General features: G+C 47.4%; 15 protein-coding genes. 3 read left to right on the forward strand and 12 right to left on the reverse strand.

The annotated features are described in order from the left end of the window. Nucleotides 1-12: 12 nt before the first annotated feature. The 3 genes from DPF93_RS03795 to DPF93_RS03805 all read right to left on the reverse strand — a co-directional run bounded on the left by DPF93_RS03795 (nucleotide 13) and on the right by DPF93_RS03805 (nucleotide 5,601). Nucleotides 13-3,162, reverse strand: coding sequence for an efflux RND transporter permease subunit (locus tag DPF93_RS03795; RefSeq protein WP_114764897.1), 3,150 nt, complete (start codon nucleotides 3,160-3,162; stop codon nucleotides 13-15). 12 nt (nucleotides 3,163-3,174) lie between these two features. Then, nucleotides 3,175-4,320 carry an efflux RND transporter periplasmic adaptor subunit gene (locus DPF93_RS03800; protein WP_114764898.1) on the reverse strand — a complete coding sequence of 382 codons (1,146 nt, stop codon included), beginning with the start codon at nucleotides 4,318-4,320 and terminating at the stop codon, nucleotides 3,175-3,177. A gap of 801 nt (nucleotides 4,321-5,121) precedes the next feature. Continuing rightward, nucleotides 5,122-5,601: a MarR family winged helix-turn-helix transcriptional regulator gene (locus DPF93_RS03805; protein WP_114764899.1), complete on the reverse strand. Its 480-nt coding sequence runs from the start codon at nucleotides 5,599-5,601 to the stop codon at nucleotides 5,122-5,124. A 106-nt stretch (nucleotides 5,602-5,707) separates the two neighbouring features. On the opposite strand from DPF93_RS03805, the gene DPF93_RS03810 reads away from it, so the two are divergent. Then, nucleotides 5,708-6,604: a DMT family transporter gene (locus tag DPF93_RS03810; protein WP_114764900.1), complete on the forward strand. Its 897-nt coding sequence runs from the start codon at nucleotides 5,708-5,710 to the stop codon at nucleotides 6,602-6,604. After that, a complete protein-coding gene (locus tag DPF93_RS03815; protein ID WP_114764901.1) occupies nucleotides 6,601-7,194 on the forward strand; it encodes an NADPH-dependent FMN reductase in 594 nt (197 codons plus the stop codon). Before DPF93_RS03810 ends, DPF93_RS03815 begins: the two co-directional genes overlap by 4 nt. A 58-nt stretch (nucleotides 7,195-7,252) precedes the next feature. On the opposite strand, the gene DPF93_RS03820 is transcribed toward DPF93_RS03815, so the two are convergent. The 8 genes from DPF93_RS03820 to DPF93_RS03855 all read right to left on the reverse strand — a co-directional run bounded on the left by DPF93_RS03820 (nucleotide 7,253) and on the right by DPF93_RS03855 (nucleotide 17,426). Then, a complete protein-coding gene (locus tag DPF93_RS03820) occupies nucleotides 7,253-9,130 on the reverse strand; it encodes a propionyl-CoA synthetase (RefSeq protein ID WP_114764902.1) in 1,878 nt (625 codons plus the stop codon). Between the two features lie 153 nt (nucleotides 9,131-9,283). Continuing rightward, a complete protein-coding gene (gene prpF, locus DPF93_RS03825; RefSeq protein WP_114764903.1) occupies nucleotides 9,284-10,468 on the reverse strand; it encodes a 2-methylaconitate cis-trans isomerase PrpF in 1,185 nt (394 codons plus the stop codon). Between the two features lie 9 nt (nucleotides 10,469-10,477). Continuing rightward, nucleotides 10,478-13,075, reverse strand: a complete 2,598-nt coding sequence (gene acnD / locus DPF93_RS03830) for a Fe/S-dependent 2-methylisocitrate dehydratase AcnD (RefSeq protein WP_114764904.1) — start codon at nucleotides 13,073-13,075, stop codon at nucleotides 10,478-10,480. Between the two features lie 132 nt (nucleotides 13,076-13,207). After that, the gene (gene prpC / locus DPF93_RS03835) at nucleotides 13,208-14,335 is read right to left on the reverse strand and encodes a bifunctional 2-methylcitrate synthase/citrate synthase (protein WP_075648051.1); all 1,128 of its coding nucleotides are present in this window, start codon (nucleotides 14,333-14,335) and stop codon (nucleotides 13,208-13,210) included. Between the two features lie 134 nt (nucleotides 14,336-14,469). Next, a complete protein-coding gene (gene prpB / locus DPF93_RS03840; protein ID WP_114764905.1) occupies nucleotides 14,470-15,366 on the reverse strand; it encodes a methylisocitrate lyase in 897 nt (298 codons plus the stop codon). A 29-nt stretch (nucleotides 15,367-15,395) separates the two neighbouring features. Then, nucleotides 15,396-16,100 carry a GntR family transcriptional regulator gene (locus DPF93_RS03845; RefSeq protein ID WP_114764906.1) on the reverse strand — a complete coding sequence of 235 codons (705 nt, stop codon included), beginning with the start codon at nucleotides 16,098-16,100 and terminating at the stop codon, nucleotides 15,396-15,398. 610 nt (nucleotides 16,101-16,710) lie between these two features. Beyond that, nucleotides 16,711-17,082: a hypothetical protein gene (locus DPF93_RS03850; RefSeq protein ID WP_114764907.1), complete on the reverse strand. Its 372-nt coding sequence runs from the start codon at nucleotides 17,080-17,082 to the stop codon at nucleotides 16,711-16,713. Between the two features lie 41 nt (nucleotides 17,083-17,123). Beyond that, nucleotides 17,124-17,426 (reverse strand): monooxygenase, encoded by a 303-nt coding sequence (locus tag DPF93_RS03855; RefSeq protein ID WP_185067074.1) that lies wholly within the window; start codon nucleotides 17,424-17,426, stop codon nucleotides 17,124-17,126. Between the two features lie 140 nt (nucleotides 17,427-17,566). Between DPF93_RS03855 and DPF93_RS03860 the strand changes: the two genes are divergently transcribed. Beyond that, nucleotides 17,567-18,472 carry a LysR family transcriptional regulator gene (locus DPF93_RS03860; RefSeq protein ID WP_114764909.1) on the forward strand — a complete coding sequence of 302 codons (906 nt, stop codon included), beginning with the start codon at nucleotides 17,567-17,569 and terminating at the stop codon, nucleotides 18,470-18,472. A 188-nt stretch (nucleotides 18,473-18,660) separates the two neighbouring features. Here the strand turns inward: DPF93_RS03860 and katE2 are convergent, their stop codons facing one another. Beyond that, nucleotides 18,661-20,094: a catalase KatE2 gene (katE2, locus tag DPF93_RS03865; protein WP_114764910.1), complete on the reverse strand. Its 1,434-nt coding sequence runs from the start codon at nucleotides 20,092-20,094 to the stop codon at nucleotides 18,661-18,663. Nucleotides 20,095-20,116: the final 22 nt, after the last annotated feature.

The raw sequence follows: 20,116 nt of genomic DNA on the forward strand, positions 1-20,116 counted from the left end.
GTTAACTAAAGATTATTTCGCTTCAGCTTTTTCCAGTTTACTTTGGCGGTACTCTTCGCGCTCACGCTTACTAAACAAGCGCTCAACCACAACGAAGAATAGCGGTACAAAGAAGATGCCTAGGAAGGTAGAGCCCACCATGCCACCTAGTACACCAGTACCGATAGCATTTTGTGCACCAGAACCTACGCCCGAGCTGATCGCTAGTGGCACAACACCAAGACCGAACGCTAGTGATGTCATTAGGATCGGACGCAGACGAACACGTACAGCGTGCAATGTTGCATCACGTAGGCTTGCACCTTTCTCGTAGTACTCTTTCGCAAACTCAACGATTAGGATCGCGTTCTTAGTCGCTAGACCAACAGTCGTTAGAAGACCTACTTGGAAGAATACGTCATTTGGCAGACCACGTGCGTTCATCGCGACGATTGCACCGATTACACCTAGAGGCACAACCAGAATTACCGCGATAGGCACTGACCAGCTCTCGTATAGCGCCGCCAATACTAGGAATACAACTAGGATTGATAGAGCGTAAAGCGCTGGTGCTTGGTTACCAGATAGACGTTCTTCATAAGATAGACCGTTCCATTCGATACCAAAGCCTGTTGGCAATTTCGCCGCCATATTTTCGATGTCAGTCATCGCCGCACCGGTACTGTAACCCGGAACTGGCGCACCTTGGATGTTCACCGCTGGTAGACCGTTGAAACGCTCTAGACGTGGTGGACCATATTCCCATGAACCGGTTGCGAATGCAGAGAATGGCACCATCTCACCCATGCTGTTACGTACGAACCACTTATCAAGGTCTTCTGGTTGCATGCGGTATTGATCTTCACCTTGCACCATTACTTTCTTGATACGACCACGGTCGATAAAGTCGTTAACGTAAGAGCCACCCCACGCAGAAGCCAACACAGAGTTTACTTCGGCAATGTTTAGGTTAAGCGCACGCAGTTTAGAATGGTCGATGTACAATTGGTAAATTGGTGCATCTTCTTGACCATTTGGACGTACACCGACAAGGTTCGGATCTTGCGCTGCCATACCTAGCATTTGGTTACGAGCTGCGATTAGCGCTTCGTGACCATGACCACTACGGTCTTGTAAGTAGAAATCAAAACCACCTGCTGTACCCAGTTCCATTACCGCTGGCGGTACAAACGCAAATACCATCGCTTCTTTGATCTGCATAAACGCAGCCATTGTGCGACCCGCTACAGATTGAACGTCAGTACCCGGTGCTGTACGCTCATCCCATGGTTTTAGGTTGATGAACGCCATACCCATGTTTTGACCCATACCAGCGAAGCTGAAGCCCGCTACGGTAAACACAGATTCTACAGAGTCTGCTTCTTGGGTATTTAGGTAAGTTTCCATCTTATCAAGCACTTTTAGTGTGCTCTCTTGCGATGCGTTCGCAGGCAGAATTGCTTGAGCAAACATTACGCCTTGGTCTTCATCTGGAAGGAAGGCAGTTGGCATGCGCAAGAATAGGTAACCCGTACCGATAGTGATAGCAATAAACACCAAGAACATACGACCAGTACGTTTGATGATGCTCGCTACACCTGATTCGTAGCGGTTAGTACAGCTATCGAACCAACGGTTAAATGCACCAAAGAAACCTTTGTCTGTGTACGCGTGACCTTTCTCAACTTGCTTAAGCATAGTTGCACAAAGTGCTGGAGTCAGAATCATCGCAACCAGTACCGATAGCGCCATCGCAGATACGATGGTGATCGAGAACTGACGGTAGATAACACCGGTCGAACCTGACATAAATGCCATCGGAACGAATACCGCTGATAGCGTTAGACCGATACCAATCAGTGCACCAGTGATCTGGTCCATCGACTTGCGCGTCGCTTCAAGCGGCGTACAGCCCTCTTCTGACATGATACGTTCAACGTTCTCTACTACAACGATGGCATCGTCCACCAGAAGACCGATGGCGAGTACCATCGCAAACATCGTCAGCATGTTTACTGAGAAGCCAGCTGCCGCCAAGATACCGAACGTACCTAGTAGTACAACCGGAACCGCGATCATCGGAATAAGCGTTGCACGGAAGTTCTGCAAGAATAGGTACATGATAACGAATACCAGTACGATCGCTTCTAGCAGTGTCTTCACTACGCCTTCAATCGAGCTACTAACGAATGGCGTGGTATCAAATGGCACCACCATTTCTAGACCCGGCGGGAAGAACTCTTCCAACTCAGCCATACGCTCCAAAACCGCATCTTTAGTGTCTAGGGCGTTCGCGCCACTCGACAGCTGAATCGCAATACCGGATGCCTGTTTACCATTATAGAAACCAGCAGTCATGTAGCTTTCTGCACCAATTTCAACTTTGGCTACATCGCTTAGCAGTACTTTTGCACCTGTGGTATCAGACTTCAGCACAATGTTGCTGAACTCTTCAGGCGTTTGCAGTAACGATGACGATGAAATCGTTGCGTTAAGCTGTTGACCTTGAACAGAAGGTACCGCACCCAATTGACCCGCAGAAACCTGAGCGTTTTGCTCACGAATTGCATTCATTACGTCATTGGTGGTTAGGCTGTACTGGTTCAGTTTCAGAGGGTCTAGCCAAATACGCATTGCGTATTGCGCACCAAACAATTGAATATCACCCACACCAGCCACACGGCTGATCGGGTCTTGAATATTCGATGCTACGTAGTCCCCGATATCCGCTTCGTCCATCGAACCATCTTCGGAGACGAAACCTAATACCATCAAGAAACCACTACCCGCTTTGTTAACACTTACACCTTGCGCTTGCACCACTTGTGGCAGCAAAGGCATCGCTAACTGCAGTTTGTTCTGAACTTGAACTTGAGCAATATCGATATCTGCTTCAGCGTTAAACGTTAGCGTAATAGTTGCGTTACCAAAACTGTCACTTTGACCAGCAATATAGCGCAGATGGTCAAGACCAGTCATACGCTGCTCAATCACCTGAGTTACTGAATCTTCTACTGTTTTAGCCGAAGCACCAGGGTAGTTTGCGTTAATTACAACCGTTGGCGGCGCAATCGTTGGATATTGCGACACCGGCAGAGCGAAAATCGACAACGCACCTGCAAGCATGATGATGATTGCAATCACCCATGCAAAGATCGGTCGATCAATAAAATAACGAGCCATTATGAATCCCTATTAGCTTGCTTTTTCATCACTGATTAGTGACGGAGCAACCGTAGCGCCCGGACGGATTTTTTGTAATCCTTCCACCACGATCTTGTCGCCATCTTTCAAGCCAGAAGTAATTAGCCATTGGTTATCAATTGCTTCCGCAGTCGTTACGATGCGAGATTCAACTTTGTTGTTTGCATCCACAACCATAGCGATAGCTTGACCACGAGGGTTACGAGTAATTGATTTTTGTGGCACTAGAATCGCCGCAGGATCGGTACCTACTGTGATGATTGTGCGAACAAACATACCCGGCAGCAGAGTGCCTTCTGGGTTAGGGAACTCAGCGCGCAGTGTTACCGCACCTGTGGTTTCGTTAACCGTTACTTCCGCAAACTTCATTGAGCCTTCGTGCTGGTATACGCTGCCATCTTCTAGGATCAGACGTACTTGAGCTGATTCAGGTTGTTGCAGCTGACCACTTGCAATGCGTTGCTTCAGACGCAGCATTTGCGTGCTTGATTGCGCGATATCAACATTGATTGGATCAAGTTGAGAAATCTTCGCTAGCGCTTGACCTTGGTTAGCGGTAACTAGAGCACCTGGCGTCACGCTAGATTTACCAATTTGACCAGAAATAGGCGCTTGCACTTTTGTGTAAGCTAGGTTGATTTCAGCGTTGTTGATCGCCGCTTTCGCTACTGCCACACTTGCTTTCGCTTCAAGGTAGGCAGCTTCCGCTTGATCAAAATCTTGTTGGCTGATTGCTTTCGTTTTCAATAGCTCTTTAAAACGCTTCGCCGTTGCACCAGTTGATGCAAGTGCTGCTTCTGCGCGTTTTAGTTCCGCTTTAGTACTAATCAGTGCCGCTGCATAAGTTGCATCATCAATTTGGTACAGAGATTGACCTTGTTCTACGTAACCACCTTCGGTAAAGCTACGTGCAAGCACGATACCATTTACCTGTGGACGAACTTCAGCTTCCATATACGCTCGGCTACGACCAGGCAATTCCATCGTAATTGCTTGTGGTTGGCTTTTCAGTTCGATGATATTAACCGGAACAGCCGGTGGTGTTTGGTCTTGAGATGCCGCATGTGACGACATGTCACAACCAGACAACCACAATGCAAGCGAAATTGCAGAAGCAATCCTAAGTTTGTTGTTCATTTAATCTCCATTGAAAAATTTCAACTTAACGCAGATCTTTACCCTCAAAATGGAATTGTGCTAATCGCCAAATAGGCAAAACACACCCAATGTAAGAGTGCTTTATTTATAAAATTTGAAATCCACCCTTCTAGTGAAAAGGCGTTTACTATCCAGATGGTAAATAACGCATGTAATATGCCACAAATAGTGGGATCAATGTAGAGAAAAATATCGAATTAATAAATAATTTTTCTATAGTGAGTAACTAAATTTTACCATTAGCCAAATCATACAAGTCGATTAAAATTATTTATGGTCAAACCAAGCCAAATTAACCTCATAAATTTAACATATAGATCCAGTTAACAGTTTCATCAAAACTATGATTTACTGCCGTTATCTGCTCATAAACCGGAAAATAAAACCATTAAAATCAGCCGTTTAAACCAAAATAATTTAACAATCCTCCATGATAACAGACTAAGAACAACACGATATACGCATCCAAAAAAGGACCATCACAAACGAACTCAGTTAAATAAATGTTACTTACCACTGTAATTAAAAGATTGCTTTTTTAAAAAAAACGTGTGCAATTGAAACACATTTTTTAGGTTTGCCTAAATTAATAATCCCTACATTTATTCCATTATTTTCTACAAAATAAATGCGATAAATTCACCGTGTTTTATTGGTTAAACCCAACCACAAACGCTCACATTGTGACCAAACTTCAGTGTTAAGCTAAAAAAAAGCAGCCACATGGGCTGCTAATTAAATGAAGTTCTCTATCAACGATATTAAGTCAACTCTTTGCCATCAAGATTCAGGCATCAGTTTCTCTAGTAGCTGCTGCAACTGTTGTTGCTCTGAAGCAGACAAAGGCGACAATAAATCATCCATATTCGCCACATGCTGGGTCACTACATCGTCAACCAAAGCAATTCCCTGTTCAGTTAGATAAACTTTACAGCTGCGTCTATCTTCATCACTCGCCGTACGTGCCACCCAACCCGCTTGCACCAGTTTTTCTAAGTTGGTGCTCACCGCGCCTGACGATAACATGGTCGAGCGATAGATCTCTGTCGGAGTGGCTGGTTGGTTAACCCTGCGCAAAGTTGCCAAAATATCAAACTCGGTCGAACTTAAGCCTTTCAGTTTAAAGAACCCATCAATTTTTTTTTGCCATTCACCACTGGTGCGGCGAACGCGTCCAATAATCCCCATAGAAGTACAATCTAGATCTGGTCTTACTAATGACCATTGCAGCAAAACGTTAGCAACTTTATCAATTGGCATTAATTTTCCCCTAAATATCTTTTCAAAAAGATACTTGAACAAAAGTTATTCTTTTAGTAATTTACAAAAAGTATCTTTTGGAAAAGATACTTTACAGGAGTATTTTATGCAATCAGGAAGAACAACTTTACTACTTACGTCACTCGCCCCCATCATTTGGGGCAGCACTTACATCGTGACAACGGAGTGGCTACCGGAAAATAGTCCACTCATGGCTTCAGCGATTCGTGCCCTACCCGCCGGCTTACTGCTGGTACTATTCACCCGAACTTTGCCAAATAGCCAATGGTGGCTAAAACTCGCGAGCTTGGGCATTCTCAATATTGGTTTGTTCTTCTATTGCTTATTTTACGCAGCCACCTACTTACCAGGAGGTACCGCTGCCCTGCTGATGGCATCGCAACCTGTCATCGTAATGCTGCTTAGCTGGTATCTACTCAATACAAAACTGACATGGCGTCAAGGAATCGCTAGCGTCATCTCCTTTGCTGGGGTAGCGCTTTTGGCGGCAAACAGCGAAGTATCACTCAACGTTGCTGGGGTAGTGCTCGCCCTAACAGGCACAGTCAGTATGGCATCAGGCGTGGTACTGACCAAAAAATGGGGGCGCCCAGAGAATATGTCGATGCTCAGTTTCACTGGCTGGCAGTTGCTTTTCGGCGGTATTTTCTTACTGCCGATAGCGCTGTGGGTTGAAGGTGTACCGAGCCAACTCACCACTATTAATTACATTGGCTATGGCTATCTCAGTGTGTTTGGCGCCCTACTCGCCTACTACCTGTGGTTTAGAGGCATCGATCAACTGCCTACGGTTAGTGTCTCTTTCCTTGGCTTTCTAAGCTCAGTTTCAGCGTGTTTACTTGGATATTTCTTCCTAAATGAGAAGTTGAGCGCATTACAGATCATCGGGGCGTTTGCCGTGCTACTAGCTATTGCACTTGCTTCACCCTTCAAGTTTAATTCTCTACTTAATTTCCACGTCAAAAAAAGGAATTTACAATGAAATTGACGATTGTATCTGGAAGTCAGCGAGCAAAATCCCAAAGCCTCAATGTGGCTAAGTACTTAGCAAAACTGGCCAATACTCACTTCACAGAAGTTGATGTGTTAGATCTTTACGAGCTCAACCTACCGTTTTGGAACGAAGGTGTGTGGCAAGGTGGCGAAGAGTGGAAGCAATGGACACCGATCGCTGAGAAACTAAAGCAGTCTGATGCTTTTGTATTTATTTCTCCAGAGTGGCACGGCATGGCAACGCCAGCACTGAAGAACTTTCTCCTGCTCACTAAAGACGATGAGCTCGCGCATAAGCCAGCGCTACTAGTGGGCACATCAGCCAGCGTAAACGGTGTTTACCCAATTAGTGAGCTTAAAGTGTCAGGTAACAAAAACAACCATGTCTGTTTTATTCCTGATCATCTTATCTTCCGTAATGTGCAAGACATCATCGATGAGAACTTCGATTGTCAAAATGAATCACTGCATGAGCGCAGCGTGTACACAGTAGCGCTACTTGCCGGCTATGCTCGCGCACTGGCGCCACTGCACGGTGATATGCTCGCCGCAGGCAAGCCGTTTCGCTTTGGTATGTAGTTACGTACTAGAGAAAGCAAAAGGAGCGCCAATGCGCTCCTTTCTATTTGGTTCCGATTTAACTTCTCAGTACCCTTTCTATCTCACTGATGCTGGTTGGGTCGTCAATGGTAGATGGCACGGTGTAAGATTCACCATCGGCGATTTGACGAATCGTGCGACGCAAAATTTTACCTGAACGGGTCTTTGGCAAGCGCTCGACCACTAAGGCGTGTTTAAAGCAGGCTACCGCGCCAATCGAGTCACGCACTTTACTGACTAACTCACCTTCAAGCTCTAACGAGTCAATGCTCACGCCATCTTTAAGCACCACAAAGCCAAGTGGCAGCTGACCTTTGAGATCATCGTGAATCCCGACCACTGCACACTCAGCAATCGCAGGGTGTCCACCAACAATCTCTTCCATTTCACCTGTTGATAGGCGGTGTCCGGCAACATTGATCACATCATCGATGCGCCCCATGATAAATAGATACCCCTCTTCATCTAGGTAGCCGCCATCACCAGAAACATAGTAGCCCGGGAATTGGCTAAGGTAACCCGTCTCAAAGCGATCATGGTTGCGCCATACCGTAGGGAGGCAGCTTGGTGGCAATGGACGTTTTAGTGCGACAAAACCTTGTTGGTTGGCTGCGACAGGCTCACCTAACTCGTTAAGGATCTCAACCTGATATCCGGGAATAGGCTTAGTTGCCGAGCCAGCTTTGACTGGCATCAGTTCAACGCCAGTCGGGTTGCCAGCAATTGCCCAACCTGTCTCGGTTTGCCACCAGTGGTCAATAACGGGTTTATCGGCTTTGCTCTCAACCCACTCCAATGTTGGCGGATCAAGGCGCTCACCAGCCATAAAGATCGCGGTCAGCTTCGATAAATCATACTGCTTGAGGCAATCACCATCTGGGTCTTCTTTCTTGATCGCGCGAAATGCAGTTGGCGCAGAAAATAGCACATCCACCTGATACTCTTCACATACGCGCCAAAATGCGCCCGGATCGGGAGTACGCACTGGTTTACCTTCATACAAAATCGTCGTGCAGCCATGAATCAGTGGAGCATAAACAATGTATGAATGACCAACCACCCAACCCACATCCGATGCAGCCCAGAAAACGCCATCTTGCGGCATATTATAGATAGTGCCCATGGAATACTTCATCGCGACCGCGTGACCGCCATTGTCACGCACAACACCTTTTGGTTTGCCAGTTGTGCCTGAGGTATAAAGGATGTACAGCGGATCCGTTGCCAGTACCGGTACACATGCGTGTGGTAGCGCGGCTTGGTAAGCTTGCTGCCAGTCAAGGTCACGTTCTTGATTTAGCTCTGCTGGGCACTGAGGGCGCTGCAACACAAACACTTTTTCCGGCTTCCAACGGCTATCCATGATCGCTTTATCCACCATCGGCTTATAAGGGATCACTTTATTGACTTCAATGCCACACGAAGCCGTCATCACCACTTTGGGCTCAGCATCTTCAATACGCACAGCTAACTCATTTGGGGCAAAGCCACCAAACACCACCGAATGAATAGCGCCAAGGCGGGCACAAGCCAGCATTGCCATCGCCGCTTCCGGGATCATTGGCATGTAGATCACCACACGGTCGCCTTTTGTCACCCCTTGTTCCGCTAGCATTCCTGCAATTCGTGCTACTTGGTCACGCATCTCTTGATAACTATAACGCTGCTTAACGCCCGTTACCGGCGAGTCGTAAATCAGTGCAGTGCTCTCACCTCGCCCTTGCTCGCAATGGTAATCCAGCGCCAACCAACAGGTGTTCAGCACGCCATCAGGGAACCATCGTTCGATGCCATTTTCATCATTGGCTAAAATTGTCTTTGGCGCTTCAAACCAATCAATCTGTTGCGCTTGCTGCTGCCAAAATTGCTCAGGCTGCTGCTGCGCCCATTGGTACTGTTCTAGATATGCAGACATTTTGCTTCCTCCAGTATCCCCTATGACTTGACGTGAAGTAATGTTGCTCAACCACCACGACAACAACGCAAAGTCATTAAGAGATATGTCTTTGATCGCTCCTTGCTTCTAAAGCGATATCTCAAATTCGTTATTCATCGTTAGGTGCCAGATTTACTCAAATACGTTGAAGGGAACGCGCACGAAACCCTCCATAAGCACTCTGGCACTGCGACTCATCGACACCTTATTGATTGCCCATTCCCCACTCATTAGGCTCGCCTGTGCGCCCACTTTGAGCGTGCCCGACGGATGACCAAAGGTGACAACGCTCTTCTCTCCACCACCAGCAACCAAGTTGACTAACGTACCCGGCACACTGGCAGCAGAAGCGATGGCCACCGCTGCCGTGCCCATCATGGCATGGTGCAACTTGCCCATTGATAGCGCTCTAACGTGCAAGTCAATCTCGTCGGCAGTGATGGTTTTGCCACTTGAAGAGAGACAAGTTTGCGCGGGCGAAACAAACGCAATTTTGGGCGTATGTTGGCGGCTTTTCGCTTCGTCTAAGTCAGCAATCAGTCCCATTTTAAGTGCGCCGTAACTGCGGATGGTTTCAAACATCGCTAACGCTTTTTCATCGTTATTAATGTCGTCTTGCAGCTCAGTGCCTTGATAGCCAAGAGATTCCGCATCAATAAAGATGGTAGGAATTCCTGCGGTAATTAAGGTGGCGTTAAAAGTGCCGATCCCCGGTACATCGAGGCGATCAATCAGATTACCGGTAGGAAACAAGCTGCTGTCTCCTGCTGCTGGGTCAAGAAAATCCACTTGAATTTCTGCGGCAGGGAAAGTCACACCATCGAGTTCAAAATCACCGGTTTCTTGCACCCGACCATCAATCATTGGCACGTGGACAATAATGGTTTTCTCGATATTCGCCTGCCATACCCGCACCTCGGCAATGCCATTGCGAGGTAATCGCTCTGAGCTGACTAAGCCCGCTTGAATAGCAAATGGCCCTACTGCGGCGGAGAGATTGCCGCAGTTGCCACTCCAATCGACAAATGGCCTGTCGATAGAAACTTGCCCAAATAGGTAATCGACATCGTGATCGGGTTGCTCACTGACAGAGACAATCACGGTTTTACTGGTGCTTGAGGTCGCGCCGCCCATACCATCAATTTGTTTGGCATAAGGATCGGGGCTACCAATCATGCGCATCAATAATTTATCGCGCGCTTCACCAGGTTGCTGTGCTTCTGGCGGCAAGTCATTGAGGCTAAAGAACACCCCTTTACTGGTGCCACCACGAATGTAGGTTGCAGGAACGCGAATTTGAGGTTTGGTTCGATTCATACTCACCTCTTACTGCGCTAGGAAGTCTTGCGCAAAGCGTTGCAATACGCCGCCCGCTTGGTAAACACTGACTTCATCAGCGGTATCCAGACGACACGTCACTGCTACATCAAGCTTTTCACCATTGGCGCGAGTGATCACCAACGCAAGATCAGTACCCGGCGCTATATCGCCCACCACGTCGTAAGTCTCGGTGCCATCAAGGTTTAAGCTATTGCGGTTCACGCCTGACTTAAACTGTAACGGCAACACGCCCATACCGACTAAGTTGGTGCGGTGGATGCGCTCAAAGCCTTCAGCAACAATCGCCTCAACGCCGGCTAAACGCACGCCTTTAGCTGCCCAGTCGCGCGAAGAGCCTTGCCCATAGTCTGCCCCTGCCACCACTATCAATGGCTGTTTGCGCTTCATGTAAGTTTCAATCGCTTCCCACATGCGGGTGACTTTGCCCTCTGGCTCAATGCGAGCCAGTGAGCCCTGCACCACTTCGCCATCTTGTTTAACCATTTCATTGAACAGTTTCGGGTTGGCAAAAGTAGCGCGCTGCGCGGTTAGGTGATCGCCTCGGTGGGTGGCGTAAGAGTTAAAGTCCTCTTCCGGCAGCCCCATTTTCGCCAGATATTCACCGGCGGCGCTGCTGGCCAAAATAGCATTAGATGGCGAGAGGTGATCGGTGGTGATGTTGTCACCAAGGATAGCCAGTGGGCGCATACCTGAAAGCGTTCGCTCGCCAGCCAATGCTCCTTCACCCTCTTTTTGCCAATAAGGTGGACGACGAATATAAGTACTCATTTCGCGCCAATCATACAGTGGGCTTGGGCTGCGCTCGGCATCATCCAGTTTGAACATCTGGATATAAACTTGATTAAACTGCTCGGGCTTAACGTATTTACCCACCACCGCATCAATTTCTTCATCACTTGGCCAAAGATCACTGAGGTAAATTGGCTCGCCTTGAGCATTCGTCCCCAGTGCATCACGCTCAATATCAAAGCGAATTGTGCCTGCCAGCGCGTATGCAACCACCAGCGGCGGTGATGCAAGAAATGCTTGTTTAGCATAAGGGTGGATTCGACCGTCAAAGTTACGGTTACCCGATAGCACCGCCGTTGAATAAAGATCGCGGTCAATGATCTCTTGTTGAATCTCAGGGTCCAGCGCGCCGCTCATGCCGTTACAGGTGGTACAAGCGTAAGCAACGATACCAAAACCGAGCTTTTCCATTTCTTCCAGCAGACCCGCTTCTTCAAGATAAAGCTTCGCCACTTTAGAACCTGGTGCGAACGAAGATTTAACCCAAGGCTTACGCACTAAACCCAGTTGATTGGCTTTTTTCGCCACCAAGCCTGCCGCCACCACGTTGCGTGGGTTACTGGTGTTGGTACAAGAGGTGATGGCTGCGATGATCACTGCACCATCCGGCAGTAATCCCTCTTCTTGTTGCCATTCACTGGCAATCCCGCGTGCCGCAAGCTCAGAGGTAGGTAAACGGCGATGTGGGTTAGATGGTCCTGCCATGTTGCGCGTTACGCTTGAGAGATCGAATTCCAGTACGCGTTCATATTCCGCACTATCTAAGTCGTCTGCCCATAAACCGGTCTGTTTGGCATAATTCTCTACCAAAGCGACTTGCTCATCATCACGACCAGTCAGCTTGAGGTAATTAATGGTTTGTTCATCAATGTAGAACATCCCCGCCGTTGCACCATATTCCGGAGTCATGTTGGAAATGGTTGCGCGGTCACCAATGGTTAAATCACGCGCACCTTCACCAAAGAATTCGAGGTAGCTTGAAACCACACGTTCGTTACGCAGAAACTCGGTGATCGCCAGTACGATATCGGTCGCAGTTATGCCCGGTTGACGTTTACCGGTTAACTTAACGCCAACGATATCTGGTAAGCGCATCATCGATGGACGACCCAGCATCACCGTCTCCGCTTCCAGACCACCTACACCAATCGCGATCACGCCTAGTGCGTCGACATGGGGAGTATGGCTGTCAGTGCCAACACAGGTATCAGGGTAAGCAATGCCTTGTTTGGCTTGTACCACAGGAGACATCTTTTCCAGATTGATCTGGTGCATGATCCCGTTACCAGCAGGGATCACACTGACATTTTCAAACGCGGTTTTACACCATTCGATAAAGTGGAAACGGTCTTCGTTGCGACGATCTTCAATTGCACGGTTTTTATCAAACGCATCCGGATCAAAGCCACCATGTTCAACCGCCAGCGAGTGATCAACGATCAACTGCGTTTCAACCACCGGGTTTACTTTGGCAGGATCACCACCTTGTTCGGCAATCGCATCACGCAAACCAGCTAGATCGACCAAAGCCGTTTGACCAAGAATGTCATGGCAAACCACGCGAGCCGGGTACCAAGGAAAGTCGAGGTCACGCTTACGCTCAATAAGCTGCTTTAAGCTTGCTTCAAGCATGCTTGGATCACAGCGGCGCACCAGTTGCTCAGCTAGCACGCGCGATGTGTACGGCAGTTTGCTATAGGAATTTGGCGCAATTGCATCCACCGCTTCACGGGCATCAAAGTAGTCGAGTTGACTGCCCGGCAGAGGCTTGCGGTATTGGGTGTTTATTGTCATAGGGTTACTTCCAGTCTTTTCACTCTTGCCACATAGTGTTTGTCAGGTCGTTAACTGCGCTGACCAACACTATGTGGTTTGAGTCACTCCAATCTTCAAAATCGTGCGAGTAACAAATACCCATCGGTATAGTTAACGTTGCTCGATTGGTACCCATTCTTGATGCTCAGGACCTGTGTAATCGGCACTTGGACGGATGATGCGGTTATTCGCGCGCTGCTCATAGACGTGCGCAGCCCAGCCAGTCAGACGACTCATCACAAAAATAGGCGTGAACAATTTGGTTGGAATATCCATAAAGTGGTAAGCCGAAGCGTGGAAGAAATCGGCGTTACAGAACAGACCTTTCTCGCGCTTCATGACAGATTCAACACGCTCTGAGACAGCGTAGAGATGAGTGTCACCCACCGCTTCCGAAAGCTCTTTCGACCAACGTTTAATCAGTGCATTGCGCGGATCGCTTTCACGATAAATGGCATGACCAAAGCCCATGATCTTGTCTTTGTTCTCCAGCATGCGCATGATGTTGTCTTCGGCTTCTTCTGGCGTTTGCCAGTTCTCGATCATTTCCATTGCCGCTTCGTTGGCACCGCCATGCAAAGGTCCACGTAAGGTACCAATTGCGCCTGTAATGCATGAATGCAAATCAGACAGCGTCGATGCGCACACGCGAGCCGCAAATGTCGATGCGTTAAACTCATGCTCTGCATACAAGATCAATGAACAGTGCATCACTTGCTTATGCAATTCGCTCGGCTCTTTATCTGTTAGCAGCTTGAGAAAGTAGCCACCGATTGAGTCTTGCGATTGGTCTTCGGTATCAATTCGCACACCATCATGGCTAAAGCGGTACCAGTAACAGATCATCGCAGGGAATAGTGATAGCAAACGCTCTGTGGCATGCAGTTGCTCAGAGAAATCTTTTTCTTGTTCAAGATTCCCGAGTACCGAACAACCCGTGCGCATCACATCCATTGGGTGCGCATCTGCAGGGATCAGCTCAAGCGCGTGTTTAAGCGCTTGCGGTAAACCACGCAAGCTAAGCAGATGAGTCTTGTAAGTATCTAGCTCTTGTTGATTGGGTAAGTGACCGCGTAACAAAAGATGTGCCACTTCTTCAAATTGAGCGTTGTTTGCTAGGTCTGTAATATCGTAACCACGATAAGTTAGACCTGTCCCCGATTTACCGACAGTACATAGTGCAGTGCTACCAGCGCTTTGGCCACGTAGACCTGCGCCGCCTAATTCATTAGTAGGCATGTTGAACTCCTTTTCTGTCTGACTCCCCTTCCTGCTGCGTTATTTCTAGGTCGGGTTATCTGTTTTTTATTTAAGCCAGACGATTTCACGTTATTGGATGATTAAGTAATGATTTTCTTGGGCTTCCCAGTAAACTATTTTCCTTCGGAGAAAAGCTTATCCAGCTTGTCTTCGTAGTCGTGGTAGTTAAGGTGGGCATAAAGCTCTTTACGCGTTTGCATCTCACCGATTAAAGCTTCTTGGTTGCCCTCTTGAAGTAGATGCTGATAAACGTTTTCAGCCGCTTTATTCATCGCGCGGAATGCGCTAAGTGGGTAGAGCACCATATCTACATTCGATTCGGCTAATTCTTCACAGCCATAGAGTGGCGTTTGACCAAACTCAGTAATGTTGGCCAAAATTGGCACATGCTTACCAGTCGCTTTCGCCAGTGCGTTAGAAAACAGGGTGTATTGACCAAGCTCGTTGATCGCTTCAGGGAAGATCATATCTGCGCCTGCTTCAACGCAGGCAATCGCACGCTCAATGGCACTTTCGATGCCTTCTACCGCTAACGCGTCAGTACGAGCCATGATGACGAAATCATCGTTGTTACGCGCATCAACTGCCGCTTTAACACGATCAACCATCTCTTGCTGGCTGACGATGGATTTATTCGGGCGATGACCACAACGTTTCTGCGCCACTTGATCTTCAAGGTGTACAGCCGCAGCGCCGGCTTTTTCCATGGCTTTAATGGTGCGAGCAATATTGAAGGCGCCACCAAAGCCAGTATCGATGTCCACCAGCAAAGGCAGATCACAAGCATTGGTGATGCGGTCAACATCGACCAACACATCATTAAGCGTCGTAATACCTAAATCAGGCAAGCCATAAGAGGCATTGGCGATACCGCCACCCGATAGATAAATCGCTTGATGCCCAACATTCTTCGCCATCATGGCGCAATATGGGTTCACGGTTCCGACGATTTGTAGGGGATTATTATTTTTTACCGCGAGTCGAAACTTCGCGCCAGGAGATAAGCTCATCTGTTGTTATCCTTATCAGTTCTGTGGTCCTAATTATTTTCAGCAAGAGAAATTTGTTGTTCGATCAATTTGCGACTGCCTGATATGTGGCGACGCATTAGCATTTCAGCGAGTTCTTCATCGCGATTACGAATCGCCTGAAGAATAAATTTGTGTTCATCCAACGCCTCTTTAGGACGCGATTGAGCGCGCGGGGATTGGTAGCGATACATGCGCAGCAAGTGATAGAGTTCATCACACAACAGGGAGATCAGCTTTTGGTTGCGGCTCGCTTTGATGATGCGATAGTGGAAGTCAAAATCGCCCTCTTGGTGAAAATAAGAGGCGCCAGCGACTTCATCAATGTGCGCGGAATGCTGAGAAAGCAGCATTTCTAAGCCAAGGATTTCTTCTTGAAGAATATGTCTTGCCGCTAGACGCGCCGCCATGCCTTCCAGCGCTTCACGTACGGCATACAATTCAACGAGCTTTTCAGGAGATAAAGTGATCACCCGCGCTCCCACATGAGCAACGCGTTCGATTAAGCCCAAACCTTCTAAGCGCATAATGGCTTCTCGCAGTGGTCCGCGGCTGACTTGATAATGTTTGGCTAACTCGGGTTCGGAAATCTTGCTTCCGGAAGGAAACTCACCACTGACAATTGCCTCAATCAGCACCTCAGTCAAGGTCACCGACTTGGTGCTATCCTTGCCTGTCAGCTTATCTCTCAATTCAGGATTTAACTCGCTATTCATATCAAGGCTCTTTGTCTATAACTGTGGTCTGTCACTGTGCTTTGAACTTGTTTGCGCTTAGCGAAAAAGAACCCCGCATTAACAAACACTCAAGGTGGCAACATTTATTTAACTTGATTATAAAATAGACCATGACATTGTCGACAATCAAGCTAATTGTCGACAATTTAGACTAAGGTATAGTATCGCGCGCTTAGTGAAGATAAGCGGAATGCAATCAAGATCAGACGACTCTCTAAGGTCGGCTCGTTGATGATACTGGAATATTAAAATTCGGCTGAAAGCATCTTAGTCATCTGCATGACGAAGCCTTATTTAAAAAGGATTTGAATACACAGAAAAGAGTAAAGATGCTGCCTAACTGGCGAGTAGCAAAAGCCACTATTCAATGCCCACCTTTGTAACAAGAAAAGGCATGCGATAGTGATGTTCAACCCATTGAGGATTGGCAGTTCTCGTAAAGGTCACTAAATGGCGAGTGTCGACAATAATTCCCCCATAAATAAAGGGACATGGTCCGAAATGATTGTCGACCAAAATGAAAAAGCCTCACAAAGGAGGCTTTAGAACATATAACGAGCCATACACAGATAACGCAGTGTTAGGCACTTTATTGCTTTTTAAGTTGTCGCCAGTTCATGACGCTCAATAGAGCAAAGAACGCCGGATCACTCCAACCGAAACCAACAAAAATCCCTGTAACGCTAGCATAAGCCGTAACAATGACACCAAGCAAATTACCAATCAGCAGCGCTTTAAGTAGCTGTGTCATAGCAAGACCCGATTCAATCTCTCGCATCAACCAACTTACTGCCGCAACGCCCCCAAGAAAAATTGAGGTGTGTTGTGATAAGAAATACGCATATTGATCGTTAATTTCTACCCCATACATTGGCCACATTAAGCTCGGTACGAAAAACAATGCCAAGGCAAATAGAGCGTAAATAACGCCGTGAATGGTTAGGAATGTTTTGTTGTTCATTGATCTATCTTTAATAAGTTAAATGGTTACTTGGCACGCAGTTAGTTAATTGGTGCGTGGTTAATCGCGCTGAGCGGTTGATTAATATCGAAAATGACACCACGGATGTTGTTTATCCCCATTTGAGTCAAGCGCTCACTGTGCATGGCTAAATAAGCTTGTGCCGACGTTTCATCAGCGAACAAGTACACGCCACCGCCGAGTTGGTCCTTTTCGCTTTGCGTCCAAATTTTCCAAATCAAACCGGGTTCATGGTTAATTGACTCAGCCAAACCTGTCATCGCTTGAACCATCTCTTCACCAAAAGGACCATGAAAATCAAAATCGACTTGCAGTAACTTCATCATCGCGGCTATTCCTCACATGTTATTTAACCTAAGCGAGATGTCACCCGACGGCTCGCTGTTGATGAAAAGATTATTACCTTTATGAATTCGACAAAAAAGTTCATAATATTGCCATTAACTGTCTAAAAATTTGACCAATGCGTTTAAAAACAACCCTAGAACAGTGGCAAACTCTGCACCACATCGAGCAAGCGGGCAGCATCCAAGCGGCCGCTCAGGCTTTAAATAAAAGCCACACTACGTTGATCTATTCGGTAAGAAAGCTTGAGCAGCAGCTCGGGGTTGAATTGCTGACGGTGGAAGGTCGCAGAGCGGTATTGACGGACCACGGTAAAACTCTGCTGCGACGCGCCGATTCGATGCTCGAACAAGCCCATGAACTAGAGATGATCAGCAAGCAGCTCAACAGTGGCGTAGAATCGCAAATCACGGTCTCTCTTGACCACCTCTGCGATCCAACTTGGCTCTATGCACCAATGCAGGCTTTTCTCGCTGACAACAGTGCAACGTCGATCCAAGTGGTTGAAACATCATTAAGTAAAACCACCGACATGGTGACAAGTGAGCAAGCGGATATCGCAATCATTAACTTACCTATCACCAACTACCCAGCACAAGCGTTTGGCACCACCACCATGGTTCCGGTGGTGGCTTATGATCACCCACTGGCAAACAAACAAAATCTCCAGTTGGCTGATTTTGCCACCACCTGCCAAATTGTTGTGAGAGATTTAGGTGAGAGCAGTAACACGAAGCGAGATGTGGGCTGGCTTAAGTCAAGACAACGGATTACTGTCGACAATTTCGACCATGCACTGCGCGCGGTGGAACAAGGCGTTGGTTATTGTCGATTACCGCTGCATATGCTCAAGCAATCCCAAAAGCAAACAATCACTGTGCTTAATATTGAGCACTCACAGCGCTATCAAGTCGCACTGCACATTACTTTGCCTAAGGGAGCAAACACCGGTCCTGCTGCGCTTTCCCTGTATCAAAAGCTGCTTGAAAGTGCGCAAACGCGCATATATACCCGTGCTACTTGAAGTTGCAGCGCTTTATTGGTTTAAAAAGGGACTGACACTCACAAACCTCATCACATAGACCATCTATGCTCAGAGGCTTTGTTCCTTTGTCGCCTACCTGCATCTCCAAGTTGTTTGGGTATACATGATACAAAAAAGGCGCTAAATGCGCCTTTTTGATTACTTAGATTTGGATAACTAAGAGTCTGTTACTTTAAGTTTAGTGCTAACTCTAAGCCGCGACCGTATGCTTCATCCGCTTGGTAAGCGTGCTCAACATGGCGCTGTTTGATGAACTCTGGTACACCGTCCATTGCACGAGCTGTATTGTCGAACAGAGTTTGACGCTGCTCTTCGCTCATTAGACGGAATAGGTCACCCGCTTGGCTAAAGTAATCTTCGTCAGCGCGATGATCAAAGTTATCACCATTGCCATTGATGCGTAGTGGTGGCTCAGAATAATCTGGCTGCTCTGCCCACTCTTGCTTGTAGTTTGGCTCGTAACCAATGGTTGAGCCGTAGTTGCTGTCTACACGCATTGCGCCATCACGGTGGTAGCTGTGAACTGGGCAACGAGGCGCGTTCACTGGAATTTGGTGGTGGTTAACGCCCAAGCGGTAACGCTGCGCATCGCCATAAGCGAACAAACGACCTTGTAGCATCTTGTCTGGAGAGAAGCCGATACCTGGTACAACTGCTGCTGGGTTGAACGCTGATTGTTCAACTTCTGCGTAGAAGTTTTCTGGGTTACGGTTCAGCTCGAACTCACCAACTGGGATCAGTGGGTAATCTTTTTGAGACCATACTTTGGTTAGGTCGAATGGGTTGAAATTAACTTCATCCGCTTCTAGCTCAGGCATGATCTGTACGTACATCTTCCATTTAGGGAAGTCTTGACGCTCAATCGCTTCGTACAGGTCACGGTGGTGGCTTTCGCGGTCTTTACCGACGATAGCTTCTGCTTCTTGGTCAGTCAGGTTTTTGATGCCTTGTTGAGTTTTGAAGTGGAATTTCACCCAGTAGCGCTCATTTTCAGCGTTGATAAAGCTGAAAGTGTGGCTACCAAAACCGTGCATATGACGGTAAGAAGCAGGAATACCACGGTCACTCATCACGATAGTGACTTGGTGGAATGCTTCTGGAAGTGAAGTCCAAAAATCCCAGTTGTTGGTTGAGCTACGCATGTTAGTGCGTGGGTCACGTTTCACTGCGTGGTTTAGATCTGGGAATTTAAGTGGGTCACGCAGGAAGAATACTGGCGTGTTGTTGCCAACTAAGTCCCAGTTACCTTCTTCTGTGTAGAACTTAAGAGCAAAGCCACGAATATCGCGCTCTGCGTCTGCTGCGCCACGTTCACCTGCAACAGTGGTAAAGCGAGCAAATAGATCGGTTTTTTTACCAATTTCAGAGAAGATTTTTGCGCGAGAATATTGAGTAATATCGTGAGTAACGGTGAAAGTACCGTAAGCACCAGAGCCTTTAGCATGCATACGACGCTCAGGGATCACCTCACGGTCAAAGTGCGCAAGTTTTTCAAGAAACCAGACATCTTGCAGCAATTGTGGACCACGAGGACCTGCAGTCATTACGTTTTGGTTATGTGCGACAGGGCAGCCAGCAGCAGTAGTGAGTTTTTTACTCATATTCATCTTCCTTCCAGAATAG

This window comes from Vibrio rhodolitus (genome assembly GCF_003350325.1).
Lineage (GTDB): Bacteria > Pseudomonadota > Gammaproteobacteria > Enterobacterales > Vibrionaceae > Vibrio > Vibrio rhodolitus.